Origin of the sequence: Phascolarctobacterium succinatutens CAG:287 (assembly GCF_000434895.1) — a bacterium.
GTDB lineage: Bacteria > Bacillota > Negativicutes > Acidaminococcales > Acidaminococcaceae > Phascolarctobacterium_A > Phascolarctobacterium_A succinatutens_A.
On record NZ_FR892774.1, the window covers coordinates 3631 to 24116 of the forward strand.

Consider the following 20486-nt stretch of genomic DNA (forward strand, 5'->3'; position numbering starts at 1 on the left):
ATTCCTTCAAATCCTTACCCATCATTCGGGCAGCCTGCTTAGTTCCCTGAATAGCGGTAGCAACGGTATAGCTGTTGCCGCTGGTAACTGCTATATCAAGATTTTTCGCTACAGTAATGCCTGCATCACCGACAATAGAAGTGAAAGCTCCCAGGCCGACAATCTTGGCTCCCAGCTCCTGAGCAACCTTGCCGGACTCAATAATTCTGTCCATAACAAATTCCTCAGGCAGCTCCACCATCTGCTTAGCAGTCAGCGGACAGCCGATAAACCAGCCTTCGGCTTCGGCATAAGGACTCTTGATGCCGGTAATATGCGAAACCTTGAACGGCTTCTTCATTTTCAGACAGGCTTCGATTATCGGATTGGGAATATACCTCATCAAGGGTGATAAGTGTTCCATATCCTGCAGGGATAATGGATGTAGAATAAAAGCAAATTTTTCCATAAAAACAAACTACTCCTTCGTACCAAAGTACTCAACAGAAGATTCTATATGATAATGCTCTAAAAGCTTCAGATATTCATCCGCCGCGAGCGGTTCTTTACCGCCGTGCAATGCAACCAGCATGGCCTCCATAACATTGGTGCCGAAGCTGCGTCCTTGAATACAGGGAGTTGTCGTAATCAGCATTTTGATTCCCGCCTCCTGCAGCATCACTCTATCAGCAGCAGTAACTGTATTAGTAATAATAGTTTTTCCCGGCAGCTTATCCGGCATAAACTTTTTTATATAATGAAAATCACCGGCAATGATATCGTTCTCCAGAAAATATTCCGGATGACGCACCACCCGCAATTCCTGCTCCTTGCCCATGGGGTAAAACCAGCTTACCGGCAGCTTGGTAACAAGCGGTGCCAGCAGCGCCGCCCACCATGCAAGCGCCTTCAGCGAATATAACGGCTTATTGACATTCAGACCGAAAATAAGGTCACCGAAGGTTACCTCAGCACCTGCCTCCAGCAATGCCTCCGCCATACCGAAGCGGTCCACGCCGCAGACCATCAGCACCTTGCTGCCCTTTATCGGCACCTTGCTGCCGGCCGCAAATGATTGAATCAGCTTACGCTCCAGCGAATTTTTCAGGCCGCTGCCATCCAAAACCGGTGTCTTTTTTACATTAGCAATCAGATGAGCCGATTCACGGAAGGTATAACGCTTTTTGCCTGCATAAACATATAAATCCGTACCACCCAGACCGATGGCATCAGCTTTGCCGTCCCATTGCTCCAGGAGCTGACGTGCTCTGTCAAAATCGCCGTCGGTTCCCCGGCGTTCGATGCTGATTTTGCGTCCTCCCAGTTCCAATATGGCGCCGGCGTCACGTTTTGATGACCCCAGACTGATACTTACTACATGTTTTGCGTTGTTAGCTGCTTCCATGTTTTTAACTCCCTAAATGCTTCTTTTACAAATTATTATTTTAACATATTTACGCGTCTTAGACAATGCCAGATGCAAAATGTTTTTCTGTTTCATAATAGTGATGAGCGCATTCGCTGTATTCTGCCAGCAGCTCTGAAAACTGCTCCTGCGTATCAACCTTATGGAAGCGTCCTCTGAATTCCGCTGCATGCGGCATGCCTTTAAGATAAGCAGAAATATGGCGGCGCATCTCCTTGACCGCCACTACTTCGTTCTTGTAAGCTATGAGCATTTCCAGATGCTCCGCCGCCTGCGCCAGACGCTCCTTCAGAGAAGGCGGCTGCGGCAACTGCTCGCCGCGCAGTGCTGCCGCCAGTGCGGTAAACAGCCACGGGTTGCCGTCAGCGCCGCGTCCGATCATAAGGCCGTCGCAGCCTGTCTGCTCCAGCATCCGCAATCCGTCTGCTACCGTAAAGATATCACCATTGCCAAACACAGGCACCTTCACTGCCTGCTTCACGTCGGCGATAATGCTCCAGTCGGCCTTGCCCTCGTAAAACTGCTGGCGTGTACGTCCGTGTACGGCAACAGCGCTCACGCCTGCTGCCTCCACGGCACGGGCAATCTCCACCGCGTTGCGGTTGTTATCGTCCCAGCCCGCGCGGAACTTTACCGTCACCGGAATCTTGACGGCCTTCACCATCGCCGCCAGAATATCATGCGCCAGCTGCGGATTCTTCATCAGCGCCGAGCCTTCACCGTTATTGACAATCTTCGGCACCGGGCAGCCCATATTAAAATCAATCATATCCGCACCGCTGGCCTCTACCATGCGTGCAGCCTCCGCCAGCTCCGCCGGTACGTTGCCGAAAAGCTGGATAGCCGTCGGACGCTCGCCGTCATCAATACGCAGCATTTCAGTAGTCTTGACGTTTTTATACAGCAGACCCTTGGCGCTAACCATCTCCGACACGGTCATGCCACAACCCAGACGGCGACAGATCAGGCGGAACGGCAAATCCGTAATGCCAGCCATCGGCGCCAGCGCCAACGGTGCTGACAGCTCTATATTACCAATATTCATAAAAATAACTCCTATCGAAAAAAGCTGCCGCGCAGCAAAACGCTACTCACGACAGCTTCAACTTTTTTCACGAGCGACGGAATCAATCCTGCTCTTATTTAGCGTTTTTTTCGTACAGAATGCGCAGACCATCCAAGGTCAGAAACGGTTCTACGACATCAATACAGTCAGATTCTGCAGCCATAGTATTGGCAAAGCCACCGGTAGCAATAACATAAGCATCACCGCCGAGCTCCTTCTTCATATGGTTGACAATGCCCTCCATCTGACCTACGAAGCCATAAATCGCACCTGCCTGCATAGAGCTTACAGTGTTGCGGCAGATAACGGATTTCGGCTTAACGAGCTCGATACGCGGCAGCTTTGCAGCACGCTGGAAGAGCGCTTCAGTAGAAATACCGATGCCGGGCGCAATAGCACCGCCCAAGTATTCACCTGTCGGCAGCAGCGCACAGAAGGTGTTGGCAGTACCGAAATCAATAATAATCATCGGCTTGCCCAAATGACTGAATTTATGGAAGGCTGCTACAGCATTGACAATACGGTCTGCACCAACCTCTTTCGGATTATCGTATTTAATGAAAATGCCGTTTTTAACGCCGGGTCCTACAACCATCGGTTTAATACCGAAATAGCGCTCACACATATGGCACAAGGGAATCAGCACCGGAGGCACAACACTGGAAATAATGACGGAAGAAATTTTATCCATTTCCACATCACTATAAGCAAACATGCTGCGCAGCATAATACCAAATTCATCTGCAGTTTTAGAACGGTCTGTAGAAAAGCGCCAGTGTACTTTTAAAGTCTTATCCTCGAAAACACCGGCTACGATGTTTGTATTTCCTACATCCACAACAAGTAACATTCTAAGTTCCTCCTCGGAAATCTGCGTTCCGTTCGCAAAATACGGCATAAAAGCCTTTTTTATTTTACCACAAAGCGGAAATATTGCAAGAAGAAATTGTAGCTATTTAACGCTTACCATTTTACGCGTACTCATTTCCCTTAGCCTTCGCCGGACGGATAGAAACATCACCGGCAACAACCTTTTCTTTGCTGCCGTCCTCGCGGCGTACAATCAGCAGGCCTTCTTCATCAATATCCTCGGCCGTACCGAAATAAGTCATATCAGGGGCAATAACCTTTACCTCCTGACCTAAGGTGCAGGAATAGCGGCGCCATTCATCAAATACGGGGTCAAAGCCCTCCTGAACCGCAGTTTCATACAGGTCCTCCATATTCTTGAGGATATCGCACAAAAGCTGTACTCTGGTAAACGGCTCCGTTGCGGCATCAGCCACAGAAACAGCTAAATCGCGTACTTCTTCGGGATAATCTTCGGGAGAAGCGTTGGTGTTTATGCCGGTGCCGATAACAACATAATTGATATGACCGAATTCGGCATTCATCTCCGTCAGGATGCCTACAAGCTTGCGTCCCAGCAAAAGCACATCATTAGGCCATTTGATAGCGGCATGAACGCCGGCAATCTTGTTGATAGCCTTTACTACGGCAACAGCTGCCAAAAGCGTACATTTGGAGGCTTCCTGCGGCAGGAACGGCGGCTTCAGCACCACGGAAAACCAGATACCCTTTGCATAAGGGGAAATCCAGCCGCGAGATAAACGTCCTTTGCCTGCGCCCTGCTCCTCTGCTACTACCAGCAGACCGTTTTCACAGCCTTCGTTGGCCAGTGCTTTAGCCAGATTATTGCTGGAATCAACGCTGTCACGGTAGCAGATATTGCGTCCCAGCCATTTGGTCTGCAGACGGGACAAAATTTCCTGCGGAAACAGACGGTCCGGTACCTCGCGCAGAATATAGCCGCGCTTAGGAACAGACTCTATCTCGTAGCCCTCGTTCTTCAAAGCCTGGATATGCTTCCAGATAGCAGTGCGCGAAACCTCCAGCTCCTTGGAAATCTCTTCACCGGAAACCGGTGTCCCCTTACTGTTACGCAGCAGCTCCAAAATACGTTTACGCATATATATCATCCTCTCCGATTCTCTTAATCCTCTTCGTCGTCAGTCTAAAGCCTGTCTGTAAAGACATTCCGATAAGCAAAGAGTAACACCAGGTTAACCAAAAGTCAAGTCTAAAGTGAACGATGCCTTCGATAAAAGTAAAAAACCGCCACACCTAAGTGCAGCGGCTCATAAATCAACCTTTATTTGATATACTGGTCCTCCAGCTTATCAAGCGTACCATCCATATCCTTTTCTTCCATAAAGAAGTTTACGTAGTTCAACCAATCCTGGTCACCTTTAGCCATCAAGATACCAAAGTGATTTTTCGTAAACGGATCATCTAGCAGAGGTGCTGCCAGACGGGCATCATCACGCACATAGCGACGTGCTTCCATAGTTTCTGTAATCATAACATCAGCCTTGCCTTCGGCAATCAGTGCAGGAATCTCTGCATTTTGCGGATGTACCAAAAGTGTGCAGTTCGGCAGATTACTCAGAGCAAATTTTTCATTTGTACCGCCGGGATTAACCATAACGCGAACGCTCTTCTTATTCAGGTCCGCTTCAGATGTGAATTTCTTTGCATCAGCCTTGCGACATAAAATCGTCTTACCGAATGTCAGATAGCCATGAGACATATTCATTTTTTGCTCACGGGCAAAGGTTCTTGTAACGCCGCACATAGCAATGTCAAACTTTCCGGCCATAGTGTCAGCCTGCAGTGTTTTCCATGTAGTCGGTACATATTGCACCTTTACACCCAAGGATTGTGCCAACAGCTCCGCTACCTCGACATCAAAGCCTTCATACTTGCCGGTTTCTTTATTAAGATAGCTCATAGGCTTATAATCGCCAGTACTGCCGACCAGCAAAACACCGCGAGCCTGAACATCTTCAATTTTTCCTGCCTCTGCGCTCGGAGTCAAAGCACCAATACCGCAAATTGTCGTTGCCAACAGCGCACCTACACATAATTTCTTTAAGTTTACCATACTACCATCCTTCTTTCTTATCTGCTATACAGCAGATATTTTGGATGTATTATACAATATTTATCGCCGATTAGCTAGAATTTTATCACTTTCCAGCAAAAATAAATTTAATTAAAGAAAAAATGTTAAGCTGTTTACACAAGCAAGCCTCTAATACCATTTGCTCTGCACACGCACCCAGGCACCTGCTCCGCCTTTGCTGCGCACCTGCAGCCACGTGCCTTCATCAACCGGCTGCAGCAAGGCCTTGTCAACCTCCAGCTTAGCAGTTGCTCCCTTAGTAGTCTGCACCTCAATCACGCAAGGAGTATTCGCCTTATCCATACGTGCTTCCGCCAGCTTATAAACATCGCCCTCACGCAGCTGATATTTAGTGCGGTTTTTATCCTCTACTATCTTAGTCTGCAGCACCTTCACCGCAGTAGGTTCTGCAAGCTCCAGCTTATCCGTCACATCCAGCTCCTCGCCTTTGGCAAAGCCGCCTGCCGGCTGAGCAGTCACAGAAGGCTTACTGTAAAAGCTGTCGCCCTCCTTCACACTGTAGCTTCTGTCCTTCAGTCCAAAAATATTCATACCGATTGCAAAGCCCGCCAGCAGGCAGAGCAATGCCGCAATTCTCATTACCAGCTTATTACTCATCATGCCCACCTCACATCAGCTTCGCATCCGAAAGCGCATTGTATTTCACAAAGCCCGGCTTGCCGTTGAACTCAACCTTTTTCCACTGTCCTACATAAGGAAAGCGCAACAGATTGGTAGAAAAATCAAGGTCATATTCCTTGTCATCAACCAAAACACGTCCCTTGGTTTCACCGCTGCCTCGGTCCCGCTGCAGCACAAGTACCTGCGTACCGGCAGGAATAATATGCCGCCTTCCGAAAAACTTGCGGAACTGCAGCTGCTGCTCCACAACAGCATAGCGTTCATCCTTATCCTGACTAGAAACTGTATCGACATAATCAACCTTAACACCGGCAGACAGATAATCAACAACCTTGCCATGCAGACCTGACGGATCACTGTACATAGCAGCCTTATCCTGCAGCACAACGCACTGCAGTCTGCCTGTTTCTACCTTGGCATAATGCAGCTCATTCGTAAGCTTCGCCGCATTATAATGCGGTGAAGTCTTATTGCCGCTCCAGGCATAGCCGGCTCCGGCGATAAAGCCGATTAGCAGGGCAGCTGCACACACAGCAGCAGTCCTTCTATTAATATTCTGCAATTGATTGAATGCCATAAGCACACACTCCCTTAGATAATTATTCAAGAAGCTCATACTATGCTTACATTTTCTCATACTTACAGAGCTTTCGCAAGCAAAACAAAAAAAGCCCAAGAGCCATGCTCTTAGACCTGAGATTTAAATGGTGCGGTAGAGAGGATTTGAACCTCCACGGGGTCTCCCCCACTAGCTCCTGAGGCTAGCGCGTCTGCCGTTCCGCCACTACCGCATGCTTTATTCACTTCGTTGCTGTCATAAGCAACATAGATATAATAGCATACTCTGACGCGTTCGTCAAGTAACCTTGCGAAAAAAATTATAAAATCTTCTTTTGCTATTATTTTATCTTATCCTTATAAAGCAGATAATATTTATCCCTATCCTGCATAACCTTAGCTACATATTCACGGGTATCAGGGTAAGGAATAGACTTTATATCATTGAAATTATAGTCCCAGCCATTTTCCTGCATCCACTCATGCGTCTGCCCGCGTCCCGCATTGTAGGCCACCATCAGCAGCACCAGGTTATGCTGGAATTCGTGCTCCAGCTCACCTACGTACCAGCAGCCCATGCGGATATTTTTTCTCGTCTGGTACAAATCACTGTCCTGATAATTCTCCAGGCCCATCTGCTCGGCAATCCAACGTCCTGTTTCCGGCATAATCTGCATCAGGCCTACTGCTCCGACTTTAGAAACAGCATCATGCTTGAAGTTGCTTTCATTTTTGATAATGGCAGCAACAAGAAAAGGATCTACATTATTTTTCTTACTGTAGGTCACAATATCCTGCTGATAATCCCACATATATACGAAGCGCATCTGCACAGCGTCACTGCTCCAAATCTTCCAGCAGCCGAAGCATACTGCCAGCAGCACGCCAAGCAGCAGCAGCCAGCTATGCAGACGCCCGGACTTCTTGCGCCGTCTGCTGCGGGCCTTGCGGTTAACCTTCACGCTCATTGCCTAAAAGCAGCTCCAGCTGTACGCGTACAGCCTGCATGGTTTCCGCCTGGCTGCCGCTGTTATCAAGAACTACATCGGCATACTTTTTCTTTTCCGCCAGCGACATCTGCGCCTCAATGCGCGCGTTAACCTCATCTGCAGTCATGCCGCTGCGCAGCATTGCTCTTTCCACCTGCTGCTGACGGCTGACAGATACCAGCCACACGCTGTCAACATTCTTGTACCAGCCACATTCAATTAAAAGCGGCACATCCAGCACTGCTGCCTTGTGTCCCTGCTTGCTGCTGGCTGCCAGAAAGTCTTCTGCAGCCTGCCAGACTATTTTATGGATAATCGCCTCCACTGCCTTCAGCGCTTCCTTATCGTGGAAAATGCGCTCGGCAACCTTGGCTCTGTCCAGTGTACCTTCCTCGCTCAGATATTCCTTGCCCAGTACGGCAATCACCTGCGCCAGTCCTTCGCTGCCTGCAGCTACTGCCAGGCGTGCTTCGGCATCCGCATCAAAAACAGGCACCCCCAGGCTGCGCAGTTCTGCGGAAACTGTACTTTTACCGGAAGCAATGCCTCCTGTCAAACCAATTGTTATCATTATTCTCCACTCCTACCTTTGGCAATGCTCACAATAAACTGTGCCTCTGCCACCAACCTTGGTTGTCTGCAGCAGCGCACCGCAGTTTTTGCAGGGCTTGCCTCCTCTGCCGTACACCAGCAGATGATTCTGGTTATCGCCCTTATTTCCTTCGCCATCCTTATAATCGCGGAAGGTTGTACCACGATTTTTGATGCCCTGCGCGATTACTGCATTGACTGCCTCACACAAGCGCACTATCTCAGCAGCGCTCAGGCTGCAGGCTTTACGCATAGGCAGAATACCGGACAGAGCCAGGCATTCATCGGCATAGATATTGCCAAGACCGGCGATAATCTGCTGGTCCAGAATAAAGCTTTTGATAGCCTTCTTGCTTTTTTGCGCCAACGGCAACAGATATGCGGCAGTAAAGCCCTCGCTCAGCGGCTCCGGTCCCAGCGTTTCAAAGCCTTCAATATATGTATCATTATCAGTTACCAGATACAGCGTACCAAAGGTACGGATATCCGTAAACCACATCGTCACGTCATCAGAAAGCGTAAATTTGATTTTGGCATACGCCGGTGCAGGTGCATCTGACGGCTGCGCCAACAGCGCGCCTGTCATGCGCAGATGCACTATCAGCTGCTGCTTCGGTGCTGTATGCAGCACCAGGTATTTACCGCGTCGGCCCACGCTGCTGATAGTTTTGCCCACCAGTCCTTTGATAAAATCCTCCGGCTGAGGATATTTTATCAATCGCTCCAAATATATTTCTACTGCTAAAATTTTCTTTCCTTCTATATGAGGCGCAAGTGTTTTGCGCACCTGCTCCACCTCAGGCATTTCCGGCACAGGTCTTCCCCTCTTTCCGTAAAGTATCCGTTATTTTGTTTCCGCCCAGTCGCGACCGCAATTAACATCGGCCAGCAGCGGAATATCCAAGTTTGCAGCACCTTCCATGGCTGTGCGCACCAGCTGCGCAACCTGTTCCCTTTCGTCTTCAGTAACTTCCAGCACCAGCTCATCGTGTACCTGCAGCAGGATTCTGCTCTTGCACTGCGCCTTATCCAGCTCGCGCTGCACGGCAATCATAGCCTTCTTCATAATATCTGCGGCAGTTCCCTGAATCGGGGTGTTGATAGCGGTACGCTCCGCAAAGCTGCGCAGATTGAAATTACTGCTGCGGATTTCCGGCAGATAGCGTCTGCGCCCTATCAGCGTGCTGACATAGCCTTGCTCACGTGCCTTGGCTACAATATCTTCCATATATTTTTTTACACCGGTATAGCGTTCAAAGTAGCTGTCAATATAGCCTGCTGCCTCCTTGCGGCCGACATCAAGCTGTTTGGCCAGACCAAAATCGCTGATACCGTAAACAATGCCGAAGTTAACAGCCTTCGCACGGCTGCGCATTTGGGGCGTTACTTCTTCAAGCGGCACACCGAAAACCTCGGCAGCTGTGCGGGCATGGATATCCTGACCATGACGGAAGGCCTCCAAAAGCAGCTCATCCTGCGCAATGCAGGCCAGAATACGTAGCTCAACCTGCGAATAATCGCAGCTCATCAAAAGGTCATAGCCTGCTCCCGGAACAAAGATGCGGCGAATCTGTCTGCCTTCTTCCGTACGGGCAGGAATATTCTGCAGGTTAGGGTCCGTGCTGGACAAACGGCCTGTTACCGTTACAGTCTGCTGGAAGTGCGTATGAATGCGTCCCGTTTTGGGGTTAATCAATGGCTGCAGTCCCTCCAGATAAGTGGATTGCAGCTTCGCCAGCTTGCGGTGCTCCAAAATAGTAGCAATCAGCGGATGCTTGCCCTCCAGTGCTTCCAGCACCTTGGCATCGGTAGAATAGCCTGTTTTGGTCTTCTTGATTACCGGCAGCTGCAGGCGTTCAAACAAAATCACGCCCAATTGCTTAGGAGATTTCAGGTTAAATGCTTCGCCTGCCTGCTCCTGCGCCAACGCCTCCAGCTTTGCAATACGGTGCCCCATATCTTCGTTCAGCTGCAGCAAAAGCTCCTTGTCCGGCGTAATACCGGCAAACTCCATCTGCGCCAGCACCGGTGCCAAGGGCAGCTCAAATTCTTCGTACAGCTTGAGCTGCTGCTGTTCAGCCAACAGTCCGCGCAGCTTAGATGCGAGCTGCAGCAGATTTTCGCACGGCGTTGCCAGTACTCCCGGCAGATTGCGGCGGCTCAAATCCTCCAGGCTGTAGGAGCTGTGGCCGGGGTCGGCAACATAGCCTGCCAAAGCTACATCATCAACTATTCCCTGCACCTTCACCTTGCGGCACAGGCAGCATTTATAAAGCTCCTTGCTGTCTATCGTTATCTTTTTGCTGCCTGCATCTGCCAGCCAGCTGTCAAATTTATCCCAACAGCCGCTTTGCGCGTCCAGCACATAAATTTTATCATTAACCAAAATTTCGGCACTGCTGAAATACAGCTCAGGAAGCTGTCCTGCTACCTGAGCATGCACGGCAACAGGCTGCTTTGCTTTAGCCAATGCACCAAAGAGCTCCTCTGCCAGCTGCGGCGTGTTGACTGCCACCTGCGGCAGACCTTCCTGCTCAATCGCCTCGCCAAAAAGATCAAAGCTTTCCTGCGCACCGCCAAGCACTGCGGCAAAGCGCTCGTACATATTGCGGAACTCCAAATCCTGCAACAGGGTACGTGCTTCCTCCTTCAGCGGCTGCAGCTCGTAGGTCTGCACAGCAGTATCAACCGGTGCTTCCGTGCAGATTGTTGCCAGCTGCTTGGACAGCAGTGCAGATTCCTTATTGTCCGTCAGCTTCGTTTTCAGCGACTTGCCGGAAACCTTGTCGATATTCTCCAGCAACGTTTCAACATTACCGTATTCCTTGATCAGCTTCATCGCTGTTTTAGGACCTACTCCCGGAACACCGGGAATATTATCCGAGGTATCGCCCATCAGGCCCTTCAGCTCAATCAGCTGCTTCGGCTGCAGTCCTTCGTAGTTGGCAGCAAATTCCGCCTCATCAAAAACTTGAATATCGCTGATACCGCGCTTCGTATAAAAAACCTTGGTACGCTTATCAATCAGCTGCAGCTCGTCGCGGTCACCGGTTACAATAATTACCTCAACCTCCGGCGGTGCCTGCACAGCAAAGGTGCCGATAATATCATCGGCCTCGTAATCGTCCAGCTCCAGCGTTTTGATTCCCATGCATTCCAAAACCTTCATTGCCAAAGGAAACTGCTCGCTCAGCTCGCTCGGAGTAGGCTTACGCTGTGCCTTGTACTCCGCATACAGCTTGCTGCGGAAGGTTTTGCGCGATTTATCAAAGGCAACCGCCATATAACGCGGCTTCACCTCATCCAAAAGCTTCAGCAGCATATTGCACAGGCCGTAAACTGCTCCCGTATGGATGCCCTGACGCGTAGTCAGCGGCGGCAGCGCAAAAAACGCTCTATGTATCAGGCTGCTGCCATCTATAACTAAAAATTTATCTGCCATAATTGCTCCTCCTCTATGCCGCTCACATAGAATAAACATTAATATAATTATTATATCATAGCAAGGCAAGAAAATATGTAACTAATATGTAAGAAAGCCCAAAGTTTATACCGCCCTTCAGCATCTGCCGCTGCATTATAAAAAAGTCCGACAGTATCACTTGGCGATACCATCGGGTTCTGTTGAGTTATCGTGAAAACCGCGAAAGGCAAAGAGGAACAGGTAATACCGTATTGCGGCGCTGGTTTGCCTGGTAAAATCTTAGTACTGCTAAATCTAATTCAGTTTTAACTCGATTTTAACTCGTTTCTAACTCATTTTAACTCGTTTTATCGAGTTAGAATTACTTTTAATTCGTTTAATTAATTCTTGTCGAGTTAGAATTTTAGTAACCGTCCCCTCTTTCACAATATAGCAGTATTATTCTGCTTTCTTGTTACCATTATGGCAAAAAAAGCGCAGAACCACTTGATGTTTTGGTTCTGCGCTTGAGAATCTATATTAAAAATACAACTTTTCCTTAGGATAAGTGCTATGCAGCAATTGCCGCAAACATCTGAAATCATCAGATTTGAAGGGCACCAGCATATACTTGTTTTTCAGATAGGCAAGAAAATCCTGCAGATTAGCACATTTGATATAATGCTCCTGCGAATCATCATTAATATATTCACCAATGACGTTATTAATAAGCTGAATAGTCTCCGGCGAAACACCGGTATCCGGTACAAGATATAATTGCGAAATAATATTGTTGAAGCTATAGGCCATAGGCTTGTGCCAACGGCTCTGCGTCAGCATAAACAAGCGGGCAAAGGCTATAAGATTACGCAAGCTTCTATTGGCAGGATGAACATTTTCGTCCGCTTCATTATCCTGCTCAAAGGCTGTCAGCTTCGGTGGCACCGGCATCTCCCATGCTTCCAGCAGCCTGAGTCCCATTTTTTCAGGAAAGACAGGATAATAGACAAGCCTTTTTTCCAAATCACAGACCTTGAGCATGATAATGTTATCTTTCAGGAAATGGTCACTGCCATTAGCGTTATGAACAAGGCTCCATGGTGGCAGCTCCTCATATGCTTCTACACTAACATGATACTTAGTATTTAATGCCAAAGCATGGGCCCAGCTTTCACAATTATCTCTATAAAAAGCAATAGTTTTTTGGATACTCGGAGGATTACACTTATGCATTACATCACGCCTTCCGTATTTATTATTCTTTACCAAATTCATCAATAAACAAGGACTTAATCTTCCTCCTTTCCAATACCCTAAGCAAGCTTTTTCTTATACCTGGTTTAGTATAAGTTACACCGCCTTAAATTCGTTTGACTCTTTGTTATTTTCTGAAAAAATCACTGAAAAATATAACTCCCTGCGATTTTGTAAGCAATCACAGGGAGTACCGATACCTTTTATCATCTGTAAGTAAGAATTTTCCAGCAACTGTTTCACATACGTAATTATACTACTAAGCAATGCATTTGTCCAGCGCTTTCTAAAAGAATTTTTAATATTTTCTTACTTATCATTAATATGCATTCTATTTTTTCTTTATTTCTATTGAGAATATTAAGTATTCCTTGTAGTTATATATTTAGCTCAATCACACTGCTCATTCAGGCGTGCGCAAAGCAGTGTCAAACCACCCAAGGTCCAAAACAGTAATCCCATTTGGGTATTAAAGTAAACGTGGTCTGTTAAACCGCCAATGATAATACCCACTGTTGCTAGTACATAACCGCGTCCCATAGCCTTCAGCCACAGGCTGCGTCCATGATAGGCCAATCTCCAGCCTGCAGGCAGAAAAATGCCGAACCAGATAACAAGAAACACCAATAGGCCATGTGCTCCCAGCTCTGCCCAGATATTCAGGAAAATATTGTGGCAGTGGTACATAATGACGTTCTTATCTGCCAGATAAAAATTGTACGTGGGGTAAACAAAGCGATAGCCGTACCAGCCTACACCAAGAGGAAATTCCTCAATAATCCACTTGGTGCTCTTTAAATAGGCCATACGCAAAGCAATAGAGGTGTCACCACCATAGCCGCCGCGAATAGATTCCAGACGCTGCAGCACCGCCTGCCCGCCAAGTGCCAGCGCAGCAGCGCCGCCGCCCAATATAGGAATAAAGGCTTTGCGGCAGAAAAGCACGCAGAAGGCCAGCAGCATCACAGCGCAGGCCACCCAGTTACCGCGTGAATATGTATAAAGCAGGCAGACTGCTGCCAAAAGTCCCGTTGCCAGAAAGGCCAGACGCCATTTTTTATAAGCCTTCGTCTGGTTGAAAAAGGCTGTGCTGTAAGCCACAACCAGCACCAGATAGCCAGCCAGGATATTGGGATTGACCAGCGTAGAGAAAACGCGCACCTTCAAATCCGGGAACTGCGCCGGATCCACCCAGATACCTTCAGCCGTAACGCCGAAAATCTTCTGCGCGATACCGATGGCACTCACCAGCAGCGATACGATTAAAAAGGCGCCCATGAGCTGCAGCGGACGCGGCAGCATGCCGAAGCGCTGCCACGCAAGTGCCAGCCTTTTCTTAGTGTCGGCATTTTTCCAGGCCTCACTTTTTGTCAGCGGCTCAGCCTCGCACGCAGTCAGATGTGCCCTGTCCTGCTCACTGCTGCGGCCGTAACGCAGCAGCACAAAAAACAGCGCCGCATACTGGCCTACAACATACACCAGATTCCAAAAGGACAAAAATCTGTCCAGGGAAAAATATACTGAAACAACCGCAATCAGCAGCAGTGCATAAAACGCTCCCTGCTGCCACGGCTTCAGCACATTCTCCTGCTGCGGACGTCCCTTAACATGCGACACAAGCACTGCGCCGATAAAGGTCATTGCTACGCAGAAGGAGGTGAACTCCTGCTCCAGCGGAATAACTGCCACAGTAAACAGCAGCATATACCATATTTTATTTTCAAGATAATTTGCCAGTTTTGTCATGATGCACCCTAACAAAAAATTCTATTTTCTAAACGAGCAATTAATATATCGCAGCACGATATTTAATTGCGACGCAGATACGCCCCCTTCCGCCTCGCTACGCTTGGCACCTTCCCCGAGGGGGCAGGCAAGAAGGTTAGCAAACAGCCTTAACGAGCAATTAATATATCGTGTAAGGAATAGCAATTTTAGCAAATGAGTGTCCGGAACCATAGAAGCAAGGGTACGTAACTTTCTCTTACCGTCTGTCAAATTTTACCGAAGCTTCGTCCTGGTTCCACACTAAATTTGCGTTGTGCCCTAAGGCACGGGAAAATTGCTTCTGACTGGAACGATATTTAATTGCGACGCACGTGCTCGTTACCGAAGTCAATAAACCTCAATACCGCCTTCAGTTCATCCCACGCTTATCCGCCAGCAGCATCTTCTTAAACTCGCCCACCAGATACAAGCTGCCGCAAACGCACACAACACCGTCAGCGCCTGCATTGCGGATAGCAGCATCATACGCAGTTGCCAAATCTGCCTCCGCAACTGCATTGCTGCCCACCAGTTTTGCCAGGTCGGCAGCCTCCGCAGCACGCGCACCCTCATCGGCACGCACGGTGTAAACAACATCATCCTGCTTAATCAGCGTTTTGATAACACCGCTCATATCCTTATCACCCATCATGCCAAAGACAAACTGCACCTGCTTGCCGGGATAATACTTATCCAAAGCATTGCGCAGAGCCTTGGCCCCGTCAGGATTATGCGCACCGTCCAGAATAATATCCGGATTCTTATGAATGCGCTCCAAGCGTCCCGGCCAAACGGTATTCGCTACACCCACATGCAGCGCCAGCTCGTTAATGCGGTCATCCTGCTTGCTCACAAGCTTGGCAGCAACAATCGCTACGCTGGTATTCTTAATCTGATGCTCGCCCGGCAGCTTGATTTCGTAATCAGAATGATAGAAATCACCTGCATGCAGCGTAAAGGTCTGGCCCTCCATCGAGCTTGTTACCTCCGTGCCATGAAAAGCCTTGCCGTAAAGATAAACCGGCGCTTCCTTAAACATAGCCAGGCTTACAATAGGACCAAGAGCTTCATTGCCCTCGGCCGCAGTGACCAGAGGCACCTTCTCCTTGATAATACCCGCCTTTTGCATAGCAATGCGCTCCAAAGTTTTGCCACAGCGGTCGGTATGGTCCAGCGCAACGTTGGTAATAACGCTGACCACAGGCGTAATCACGTTGGTGGAATCCCACAGGCCGCCCATGCCTACCTCAATAACAGCATAATCCACCTTCTGCAGATAAAAATATAAAAATGCAGCAGCAGTCAAAATCTCAAACTGCGTCGGCTGCTCGCAGACACCCTTTTTGACAACGCTGTCGGCAGCAGCCTTTACCGCAGTAATCGCCGTAGCAAAATCCTCGTCGCTGATATCCTTGCCGTTGAGGTTAATGCGCTCGTTATACTTCACCAGATGTGGGGAAGTAAACTTGCCCACCTTCAGGTTTGCTGCCAGCAGAATATTCGTAATCATGCTGGTAACAGAACCTTTACCGTTAGTGCCGGTTACATGCACTGTTTTAATCTTTTGCTCCGGGTTTCCCAGCTCACGCAAAAGTCCTTCAATACGCTCCATACCGAGCTTAATGCCAAATTTGCCCAGGCTGTCCAAATATGCCAGGCTTTCTGTATAATTCATTGTGCTTACGCCTCCATCAATAATTAACTGACAGTTTATTATAACATAGTTTCGCGCGCCGCGTCTTGCGAAAAGCGCAAAAATAGCCGCTGCGTCACAAGAACGAGCGACTATTTTGCTAAGTGAAATACTTACATATTATATATAGCAGCTTTCAGCTGCCAAGGCAAGCCTACGACTGCAAGGGGTCATCTCCATATTGGTTAGGACCATCCGTTCCTTTAAAGAACAACATATAAAGAGCAAAGAAAATATTCACAAGCGGTACAAGCATAAGCAGCATCCACCAGCCGCTCAAATCCAAATCATGCAAGCGACGTACATCCATCATAATATTAGAAACGAAGCTAAATAAGCTGAATCCGAAAGCGACAACTGCAAATAAAAGCTCAAGAGCATCTATGGTATTAGTCGCAAATGTCAAAACACCCTGCACAATACAAAGCACTAATGACAGGAATAAGCTTCTGTAAATATAAGACTTACGGTTCAAGCGACCTTTAGACGTAAAGAACAGCTCCTTGAAAACAGCCTCCTTATCCGCACTGCTGTCCTTAAACAGCAGGTTCAGGCCCTCGCCAAGGTTCAAAAACTTCTTGCCTGCTTTGGGTGCTGCCTGAGCGCTATACGCATCGGTGTCAGCTTCACCGGCAGCATTGGTATGCTTAAATTCATCAGGATTAACCTTAGGATTGCTATTACCATTAGTATTAGCATTAGCGTCAGTATTTACGTTTGCTTGAGCATTGGCAGCAACAAAACCTTCTTGCTCAGGACTGTCATTAATACTCTTTTTATAGCTTATATCAGCACTGCTGGCAGCACCGGCTGCAACACCGGCAACAGCAGCAGCTCCCGCCTGCTGATTTTGCTCCTGCTCCACCTTCTGGCCGCAGTTCACGCAAAACTTAGCGCCAGGATTCAACTCACTCCCGCAATTAGTACAGAATTTAGCCATCTTAACCGCCTCCCTTTGCTTTTATTGTAACGCAATCAGCACTGTAATTCAAGAAAATGTGCCTTAGGCAACAAAATAAAAAGCGTACCGCTCCTGCACTCCTCCAAAACCGTACAAAACTGTACAAACCGTACAAAGCCCCATGCTGCAAGGCTTTGCGCCTGTACGGTTTTCTGCCGGTGTACGGTTTTATTCCTCTTCCTGCAATTCTTCCAGCTGCTTATACGTAGCCATTAAATGCTTTTCTAAGCTGGCATCATTATAATGATAACGCCATTCGTCATATTCCTTACGGGTTATTTCGCCCTGCTCCAGCGCCGTCTGCATATCCAGCCATTCCTGCAGCACGTAATCATCAAATGTCTTCTGCGGTCCTGCTGTTGCTGTGCCAATCACCACTGCAAAACGACCATCCACTTTAGTAAGCTTCCAGCCTGCATAATCCTCCAGGGCAAAAAAGGTCTGCATCAGGCCGGCACGGTTATGAATATCAGGAATCCTGAACACTGCAGGATCCACGCCAAAAATCTCGCCCAGCTTTTCCAGCATTGCCTCCTTCGGCCGCCTGTTGCCGTGCTCATACTGGTTGACGCGCACCTCCGCTGTGGATTCCGAAAATCCCAGCAGCAGTCCCAGCTGCTTCTGCGTCAAATTATGCTTTTGACGAAAATAGCTTATGCGTCTGCTTACTGCCATAGCAAACACCTCCAACTAAAACAAATTCTGTTATCTTTAGTATAGTAGCAGATAAATCTGTTGGCAAGCTCGCGTATTATTTTCAGAACATTTCTGCTACTTTTCTTGACTTAACTAAATTAGTTTATTATAATAGGAGTATCTACTAAACGCTTTTTGCTTTAGTAAACAGAATATTTTGAAAGGAGTCCTTCTATGACGACAATTAACCACGTATTTCAACCGAAGCAACCTTCTCTTGCTGCACCGGAGCTGCAGACGCTTTCCATGCCGGAGCTTTATGACACGGAGTTTCCCGTGCCTCAGCCAATTATCCCGGATCTGCTCTATCCGGGGCTGTATATTCTGGCTGGTGCACCGAAGATAGGTAAATCGTTTCTGATGGCGCAGTTTGCCTACCACGTTGCCCGCGGTGAACAGCTATGGAACTACCCCGTACAGCAAAGCGGTGTGCTTTACCTGGCACTGGAGGATAAGTTTTACCGCCTGCAGCAGCGCCTTGTGCGCATGTTTGATATGGAGGTCGCAGAAAATCTGCATATGGCAGTCAGTGCGCAGGATGTTGATAACGGCCTGGAGGAGCAGCTGAGCTCCTTTATGCAAAAGTATCCGGACGTGCGCCTGATAATTATTGACACCCTGCAGAAAATACGCAGCGCTCAGGACGAAAAATGTAATTACGCCCGCGATTACAGCAGTGCAGCTAAGCTGAAGGAATTTGCTGATAAGCATAATATTTGCCTTCTGCTGGTACATCATACGCGCAAGCAGCAGTCTGAAGACTCCTTTGAGATGATTTCCGGCTCCAACGGTCTTTTGGGTGCGGCGGACGGTGCTATGGTGCTGCGCAAAAATCAGCGCGGTGACCATAAGGCTTCCCTGGAGATTGTCGGCCGCGACCTTGTAGACCAGCTGCTTTCGCTGAGCTTTTCGCAGGCACGCTGCCTCTGGAAGCTGGAGCGAGCTGCTGCAAGCCGCTTTCTGCAGCCACCGGATGAGGTTTTGGAAGCAATCAGCGCCTTTGTGCAGCAATGCGACGGCCATTGGCATGGCACAGCGCAGGGACTGCTGGACGCTATGCATTACAATAAAATTTCCAACAATAGTTTGGGACGCAGAATCAACGCCAAAAGGCAACAGCTTTTAGATTCCTATAATATCGTATCTAATCGCTACCGCCGGGATATTGACCTGCGCTATTTGCCGCCACAGGCACAAGCTGCGTAAATAAAAATGCTACTTGTTTTCATATTTAACCATAGTAACGATTGCAGCAGCAGCTTGGAAGCAGTAGCCGATAGCTTTTCCTACTCCTAAAAAGTGTGCAAATGCACAGAATTTAGTAATACAGTTATAGCCAAGCCAACTCCATACCGTACACATATAAACAAACCGTACAGCCCCAAAGCCGCATGTGGCAAGGGATTGTACGGTTTTGTACGGTTTTGTACGGTTTTCAGGGAGCACGGCTTGCAAAACAAAAAGCGTACAACACGAAACCTTCACAGCTTGTTCGTTGTACACTCTTCATTCTTGTGGTAAAATATTTTTATGGTGCTTCCATAACGGTAGGCGGTTGCCCTCTGACGTGATAAATTCAGTTTCACTGAAAATCCCGCAAGAGGGAGGTGTTACTGATGGATATACTCGAAGTTATTGCTTTGCTGAGCTTATGCATTGCTTGCAGTGAATTAGGTATGGAAATCAACAAGAACGCAAAAAAATAACCGCCCAGCCTCGCAAACTGATGGTTATTTTTCATAACTAAAAGTTTTAAGGGCAACCGTCTATCGGAAGCACCATTTCTATATTTATAATAGCACAAACACAAGCTTTAGGCAAGTTCAGGCAGGCCTACCTGCCAAAGCTGCGCAAATATTTCTTCAACAAAAAAATGAGCCTATTTTTAGGGGTTCATTACAATTTCATGAGGATATTTTTGGGTACTGACAACAATTTCATGAGCCTATTTTGAAGTGTCGACTACAATTTCATGAGGATATTTTAAAAATTGCCAGCTCAATACCGTACACATGCAAAAAACCGTACATCCCCAAAGCATTGTGTGGCAAGGGGTTGTACGGTTTTGTACGGTTTTGTACGCTTTTGTACGGTTTTCAGAGAGCACTGTATTAAGCTTAAGCAGTTCTCTTTTCTGCCAGACGGCGCACCTCTTCCACAGTAAGCTTGCTGTGCTTAGCAGCAAAATCAATACTCATACCATCTGCCAACAAACTCAATGCAACCTCTACACTTTTCTTATGCACTGTCTCTTTAGCTGCCTGCTTAGCTGCTTGTTCAGCTACATTCTGTGCATATAATTCAATGATATCTGTCATTTTTTCTTCGCCCTCCTTGCTACATTTTAAAAACTCCATACGCTCGGCAAATTCTTTATAATGCAGCTTTGCCGGTTCTGTACAATATAAATCCTGCATCAGCCTCCCCAATGCAGTATTGTCACGACAATTACTGTTTACTTGAACCTCTCCCGCTTATAGAAGCGAGATATTCTTG

General features: G+C 47.8%; 18 protein-coding genes, 1 tRNA gene and 1 pseudogene. 1 reads left to right on the forward strand and 19 read right to left on the reverse strand.

Going from position 1 to position 20486, the window contains the following annotated elements:
- The 18 genes and pseudogenes from BN587_RS11760 to BN587_RS03290 form a co-directional block, all read right to left on the reverse strand.
- A pseudogene (locus tag BN587_RS11760) lies at window positions 1–448 on the reverse strand (shikimate dehydrogenase); the annotation flags it as partial.
- Between the two features lie 9 nt (window positions 449–457).
- Window positions 458–1384 (reverse strand): hypothetical protein, encoded by a 927-nt coding sequence (locus BN587_RS03210; protein WP_021719712.1) that lies wholly within the window; start codon window positions 1382–1384, stop codon window positions 458–460.
- A gap of 58 nt (window positions 1385–1442) precedes the next feature.
- A complete protein-coding gene (gene dusB / locus BN587_RS03215) occupies window positions 1443–2450 on the reverse strand; it encodes a tRNA dihydrouridine synthase DusB (protein ID WP_021719713.1) in 1008 nt (335 codons plus the stop codon).
- A 94-nt stretch (window positions 2451–2544) separates the two neighbouring features.
- Window positions 2545–3321: a type III pantothenate kinase gene (locus BN587_RS03220; RefSeq protein WP_021719714.1), complete on the reverse strand. Its 777-nt coding sequence runs from the start codon at window positions 3319–3321 to the stop codon at window positions 2545–2547.
- Window positions 3322–3442: 121 nt separating this feature from the next.
- Window positions 3443–4441, reverse strand: a complete 999-nt coding sequence (locus tag BN587_RS03225; RefSeq protein WP_021719715.1) for a biotin--[acetyl-CoA-carboxylase] ligase — start codon at window positions 4439–4441, stop codon at window positions 3443–3445.
- 182 nt (window positions 4442–4623) lie between these two features.
- Window positions 4624–5415, reverse strand: coding sequence for a transporter substrate-binding domain-containing protein (locus tag BN587_RS03230; RefSeq protein WP_021719716.1), 792 nt, complete (start codon window positions 5413–5415; stop codon window positions 4624–4626).
- Between the two features lie 150 nt (window positions 5416–5565).
- Window positions 5566–6057: a hypothetical protein gene (locus BN587_RS03235; protein ID WP_303684809.1), complete on the reverse strand. Its 492-nt coding sequence runs from the start codon at window positions 6055–6057 to the stop codon at window positions 5566–5568.
- A gap of 7 nt (window positions 6058–6064) precedes the next feature.
- The gene (locus tag BN587_RS03240) at window positions 6065–6655 is read right to left on the reverse strand and encodes a hypothetical protein (RefSeq protein ID WP_021719718.1); all 591 of its coding nucleotides are present in this window, start codon (window positions 6653–6655) and stop codon (window positions 6065–6067) included.
- A 128-nt stretch (window positions 6656–6783) separates the two neighbouring features.
- A tRNA-Leu gene (locus BN587_RS03245) sits at window positions 6784–6869 on the reverse strand.
- A 108-nt stretch (window positions 6870–6977) separates the two neighbouring features.
- Window positions 6978–7604, reverse strand: a complete 627-nt coding sequence (locus BN587_RS03250; protein WP_021719719.1) for a lytic transglycosylase domain-containing protein — start codon at window positions 7602–7604, stop codon at window positions 6978–6980.
- Entirely contained in the window at window positions 7588–8196 is a 609-nt protein-coding gene (gene coaE / locus BN587_RS03255) for a dephospho-CoA kinase (RefSeq protein WP_021719720.1), read from the reverse strand. Before coaE ends, BN587_RS03250 begins: the two co-directional genes overlap by 17 nt.
- A 12-nt stretch (window positions 8197–8208) precedes the next feature.
- Window positions 8209–9021, reverse strand: coding sequence for a bifunctional DNA-formamidopyrimidine glycosylase/DNA-(apurinic or apyrimidinic site) lyase (mutM, locus tag BN587_RS03260; RefSeq protein WP_303684812.1), 813 nt, complete (start codon window positions 9019–9021; stop codon window positions 8209–8211).
- Window positions 9022–9060: 39 nt separating this feature from the next.
- Window positions 9061–11658: a DNA polymerase I gene (polA, locus tag BN587_RS03265; RefSeq protein WP_021719722.1), complete on the reverse strand. Its 2598-nt coding sequence runs from the start codon at window positions 11656–11658 to the stop codon at window positions 9061–9063.
- A gap of 501 nt (window positions 11659–12159) precedes the next feature.
- On the reverse strand, window positions 12160–12852 hold the full coding sequence (locus tag BN587_RS03270) for a hypothetical protein (protein WP_021719723.1): 693 nt from the start codon (window positions 12850–12852) through the stop codon (window positions 12160–12162).
- A gap of 411 nt (window positions 12853–13263) precedes the next feature.
- A complete protein-coding gene (locus BN587_RS03275; protein WP_021719724.1) occupies window positions 13264–14619 on the reverse strand; it encodes an O-antigen ligase family protein in 1356 nt (451 codons plus the stop codon).
- 391 nt (window positions 14620–15010) lie between these two features.
- Window positions 15011–16315, reverse strand: coding sequence for a bifunctional folylpolyglutamate synthase/dihydrofolate synthase (locus tag BN587_RS03280; protein WP_021719725.1), 1305 nt, complete (start codon window positions 16313–16315; stop codon window positions 15011–15013).
- Between the two features lie 172 nt (window positions 16316–16487).
- Window positions 16488–17273 (reverse strand): DUF805 domain-containing protein, encoded by a 786-nt coding sequence (locus tag BN587_RS11330; RefSeq protein WP_021719726.1) that lies wholly within the window; start codon window positions 17271–17273, stop codon window positions 16488–16490.
- Between the two features lie 189 nt (window positions 17274–17462).
- Entirely contained in the window at window positions 17463–17969 is a 507-nt protein-coding gene (locus BN587_RS03290; protein ID WP_021719727.1) for a helix-turn-helix domain-containing protein, read from the reverse strand.
- Window positions 17970–18164: 195 nt separating this feature from the next.
- Here BN587_RS03290 and BN587_RS03295 point away from each other — a divergent pair, with 195 nt between their 5' ends.
- Window positions 18165–19196, forward strand: a complete 1032-nt coding sequence (locus BN587_RS03295; RefSeq protein ID WP_021719728.1) for an AAA family ATPase — start codon at window positions 18165–18167, stop codon at window positions 19194–19196.
- 911 nt (window positions 19197–20107) lie between these two features.
- Here the strand turns inward: BN587_RS03295 and BN587_RS03300 are convergent.
- On the reverse strand, window positions 20108–20407 hold the full coding sequence (locus BN587_RS03300) for a hypothetical protein (protein ID WP_021719730.1): 300 nt from the start codon (window positions 20405–20407) through the stop codon (window positions 20108–20110).
- Between the last annotated feature and the right edge of the window lie 79 nt (window positions 20408–20486).

Coding starts and splice junctions, on each gene's coding strand:
- BN587_RS03295 (WP_021719728.1), top strand. CDS start 18,165: ATGACGACAATTAACCACGTATTTCAACCGAAGCAACCTTCTCTTGCT.
- dusB (WP_021719713.1), bottom strand. CDS start 2,450: ATGAATATTGGTAATATAGAGCTGTCAGCACCGTTGGCGCTGGCGCCG.
- mutM (WP_303684812.1), bottom strand. CDS start 9,021: ATGCCTGAGGTGGAGCAGGTGCGCAAAACACTTGCGCCTCATATAGAA.
- BN587_RS03290 (WP_021719727.1), bottom strand. CDS start 17,969: ATGGCAGTAAGCAGACGCATAAGCTATTTTCGTCAAAAGCATAATTTG.
- BN587_RS11330 (WP_021719726.1), bottom strand. CDS start 17,273: ATGGCTAAATTCTGTACTAATTGCGGGAGTGAGTTGAATCCTGGCGCT.
- BN587_RS03280 (WP_021719725.1), bottom strand. CDS start 16,315: ATGAATTATACAGAAAGCCTGGCATATTTGGACAGCCTGGGCAAATTT.
- BN587_RS03240 (WP_021719718.1), bottom strand. CDS start 6,655: ATGGCATTCAATCAATTGCAGAATATTAATAGAAGGACTGCTGCTGTG.
- coaE (WP_021719720.1), bottom strand. CDS start 8,196: ATGATAACAATTGGTTTGACAGGAGGCATTGCTTCCGGTAAAAGTACA.
- BN587_RS03275 (WP_021719724.1), bottom strand. CDS start 14,619: ATGACAAAACTGGCAAATTATCTTGAAAATAAAATATGGTATATGCTG.
- BN587_RS03250 (WP_021719719.1), bottom strand. CDS start 7,604: ATGAGCGTGAAGGTTAACCGCAAGGCCCGCAGCAGACGGCGCAAGAAG.
- BN587_RS03220 (WP_021719714.1), bottom strand. CDS start 3,321: ATGTTACTTGTTGTGGATGTAGGAAATACAAACATCGTAGCCGGTGTT.
- BN587_RS03225 (WP_021719715.1), bottom strand. CDS start 4,441: ATGCGTAAACGTATTTTGGAGCTGCTGCGTAACAGTAAGGGGACACCG.
- BN587_RS03270 (WP_021719723.1), bottom strand. CDS start 12,852: ATGCATAAGTGTAATCCTCCGAGTATCCAAAAAACTATTGCTTTTTAT.
- BN587_RS03210 (WP_021719712.1), bottom strand. CDS start 1,384: ATGGAAGCAGCTAACAACGCAAAACATGTAGTAAGTATCAGTCTGGGG.
- BN587_RS03230 (WP_021719716.1), bottom strand. CDS start 5,415: ATGGTAAACTTAAAGAAATTATGTGTAGGTGCGCTGTTGGCAACGACA.
- BN587_RS03235 (WP_303684809.1), bottom strand. CDS start 6,057: ATGATGAGTAATAAGCTGGTAATGAGAATTGCGGCATTGCTCTGCCTG.
- polA (WP_021719722.1), bottom strand. CDS start 11,658: ATGGCAGATAAATTTTTAGTTATAGATGGCAGCAGCCTGATACATAGA.
- BN587_RS03300 (WP_021719730.1), bottom strand. CDS start 20,407: ATGCAGGATTTATATTGTACAGAACCGGCAAAGCTGCATTATAAAGAA.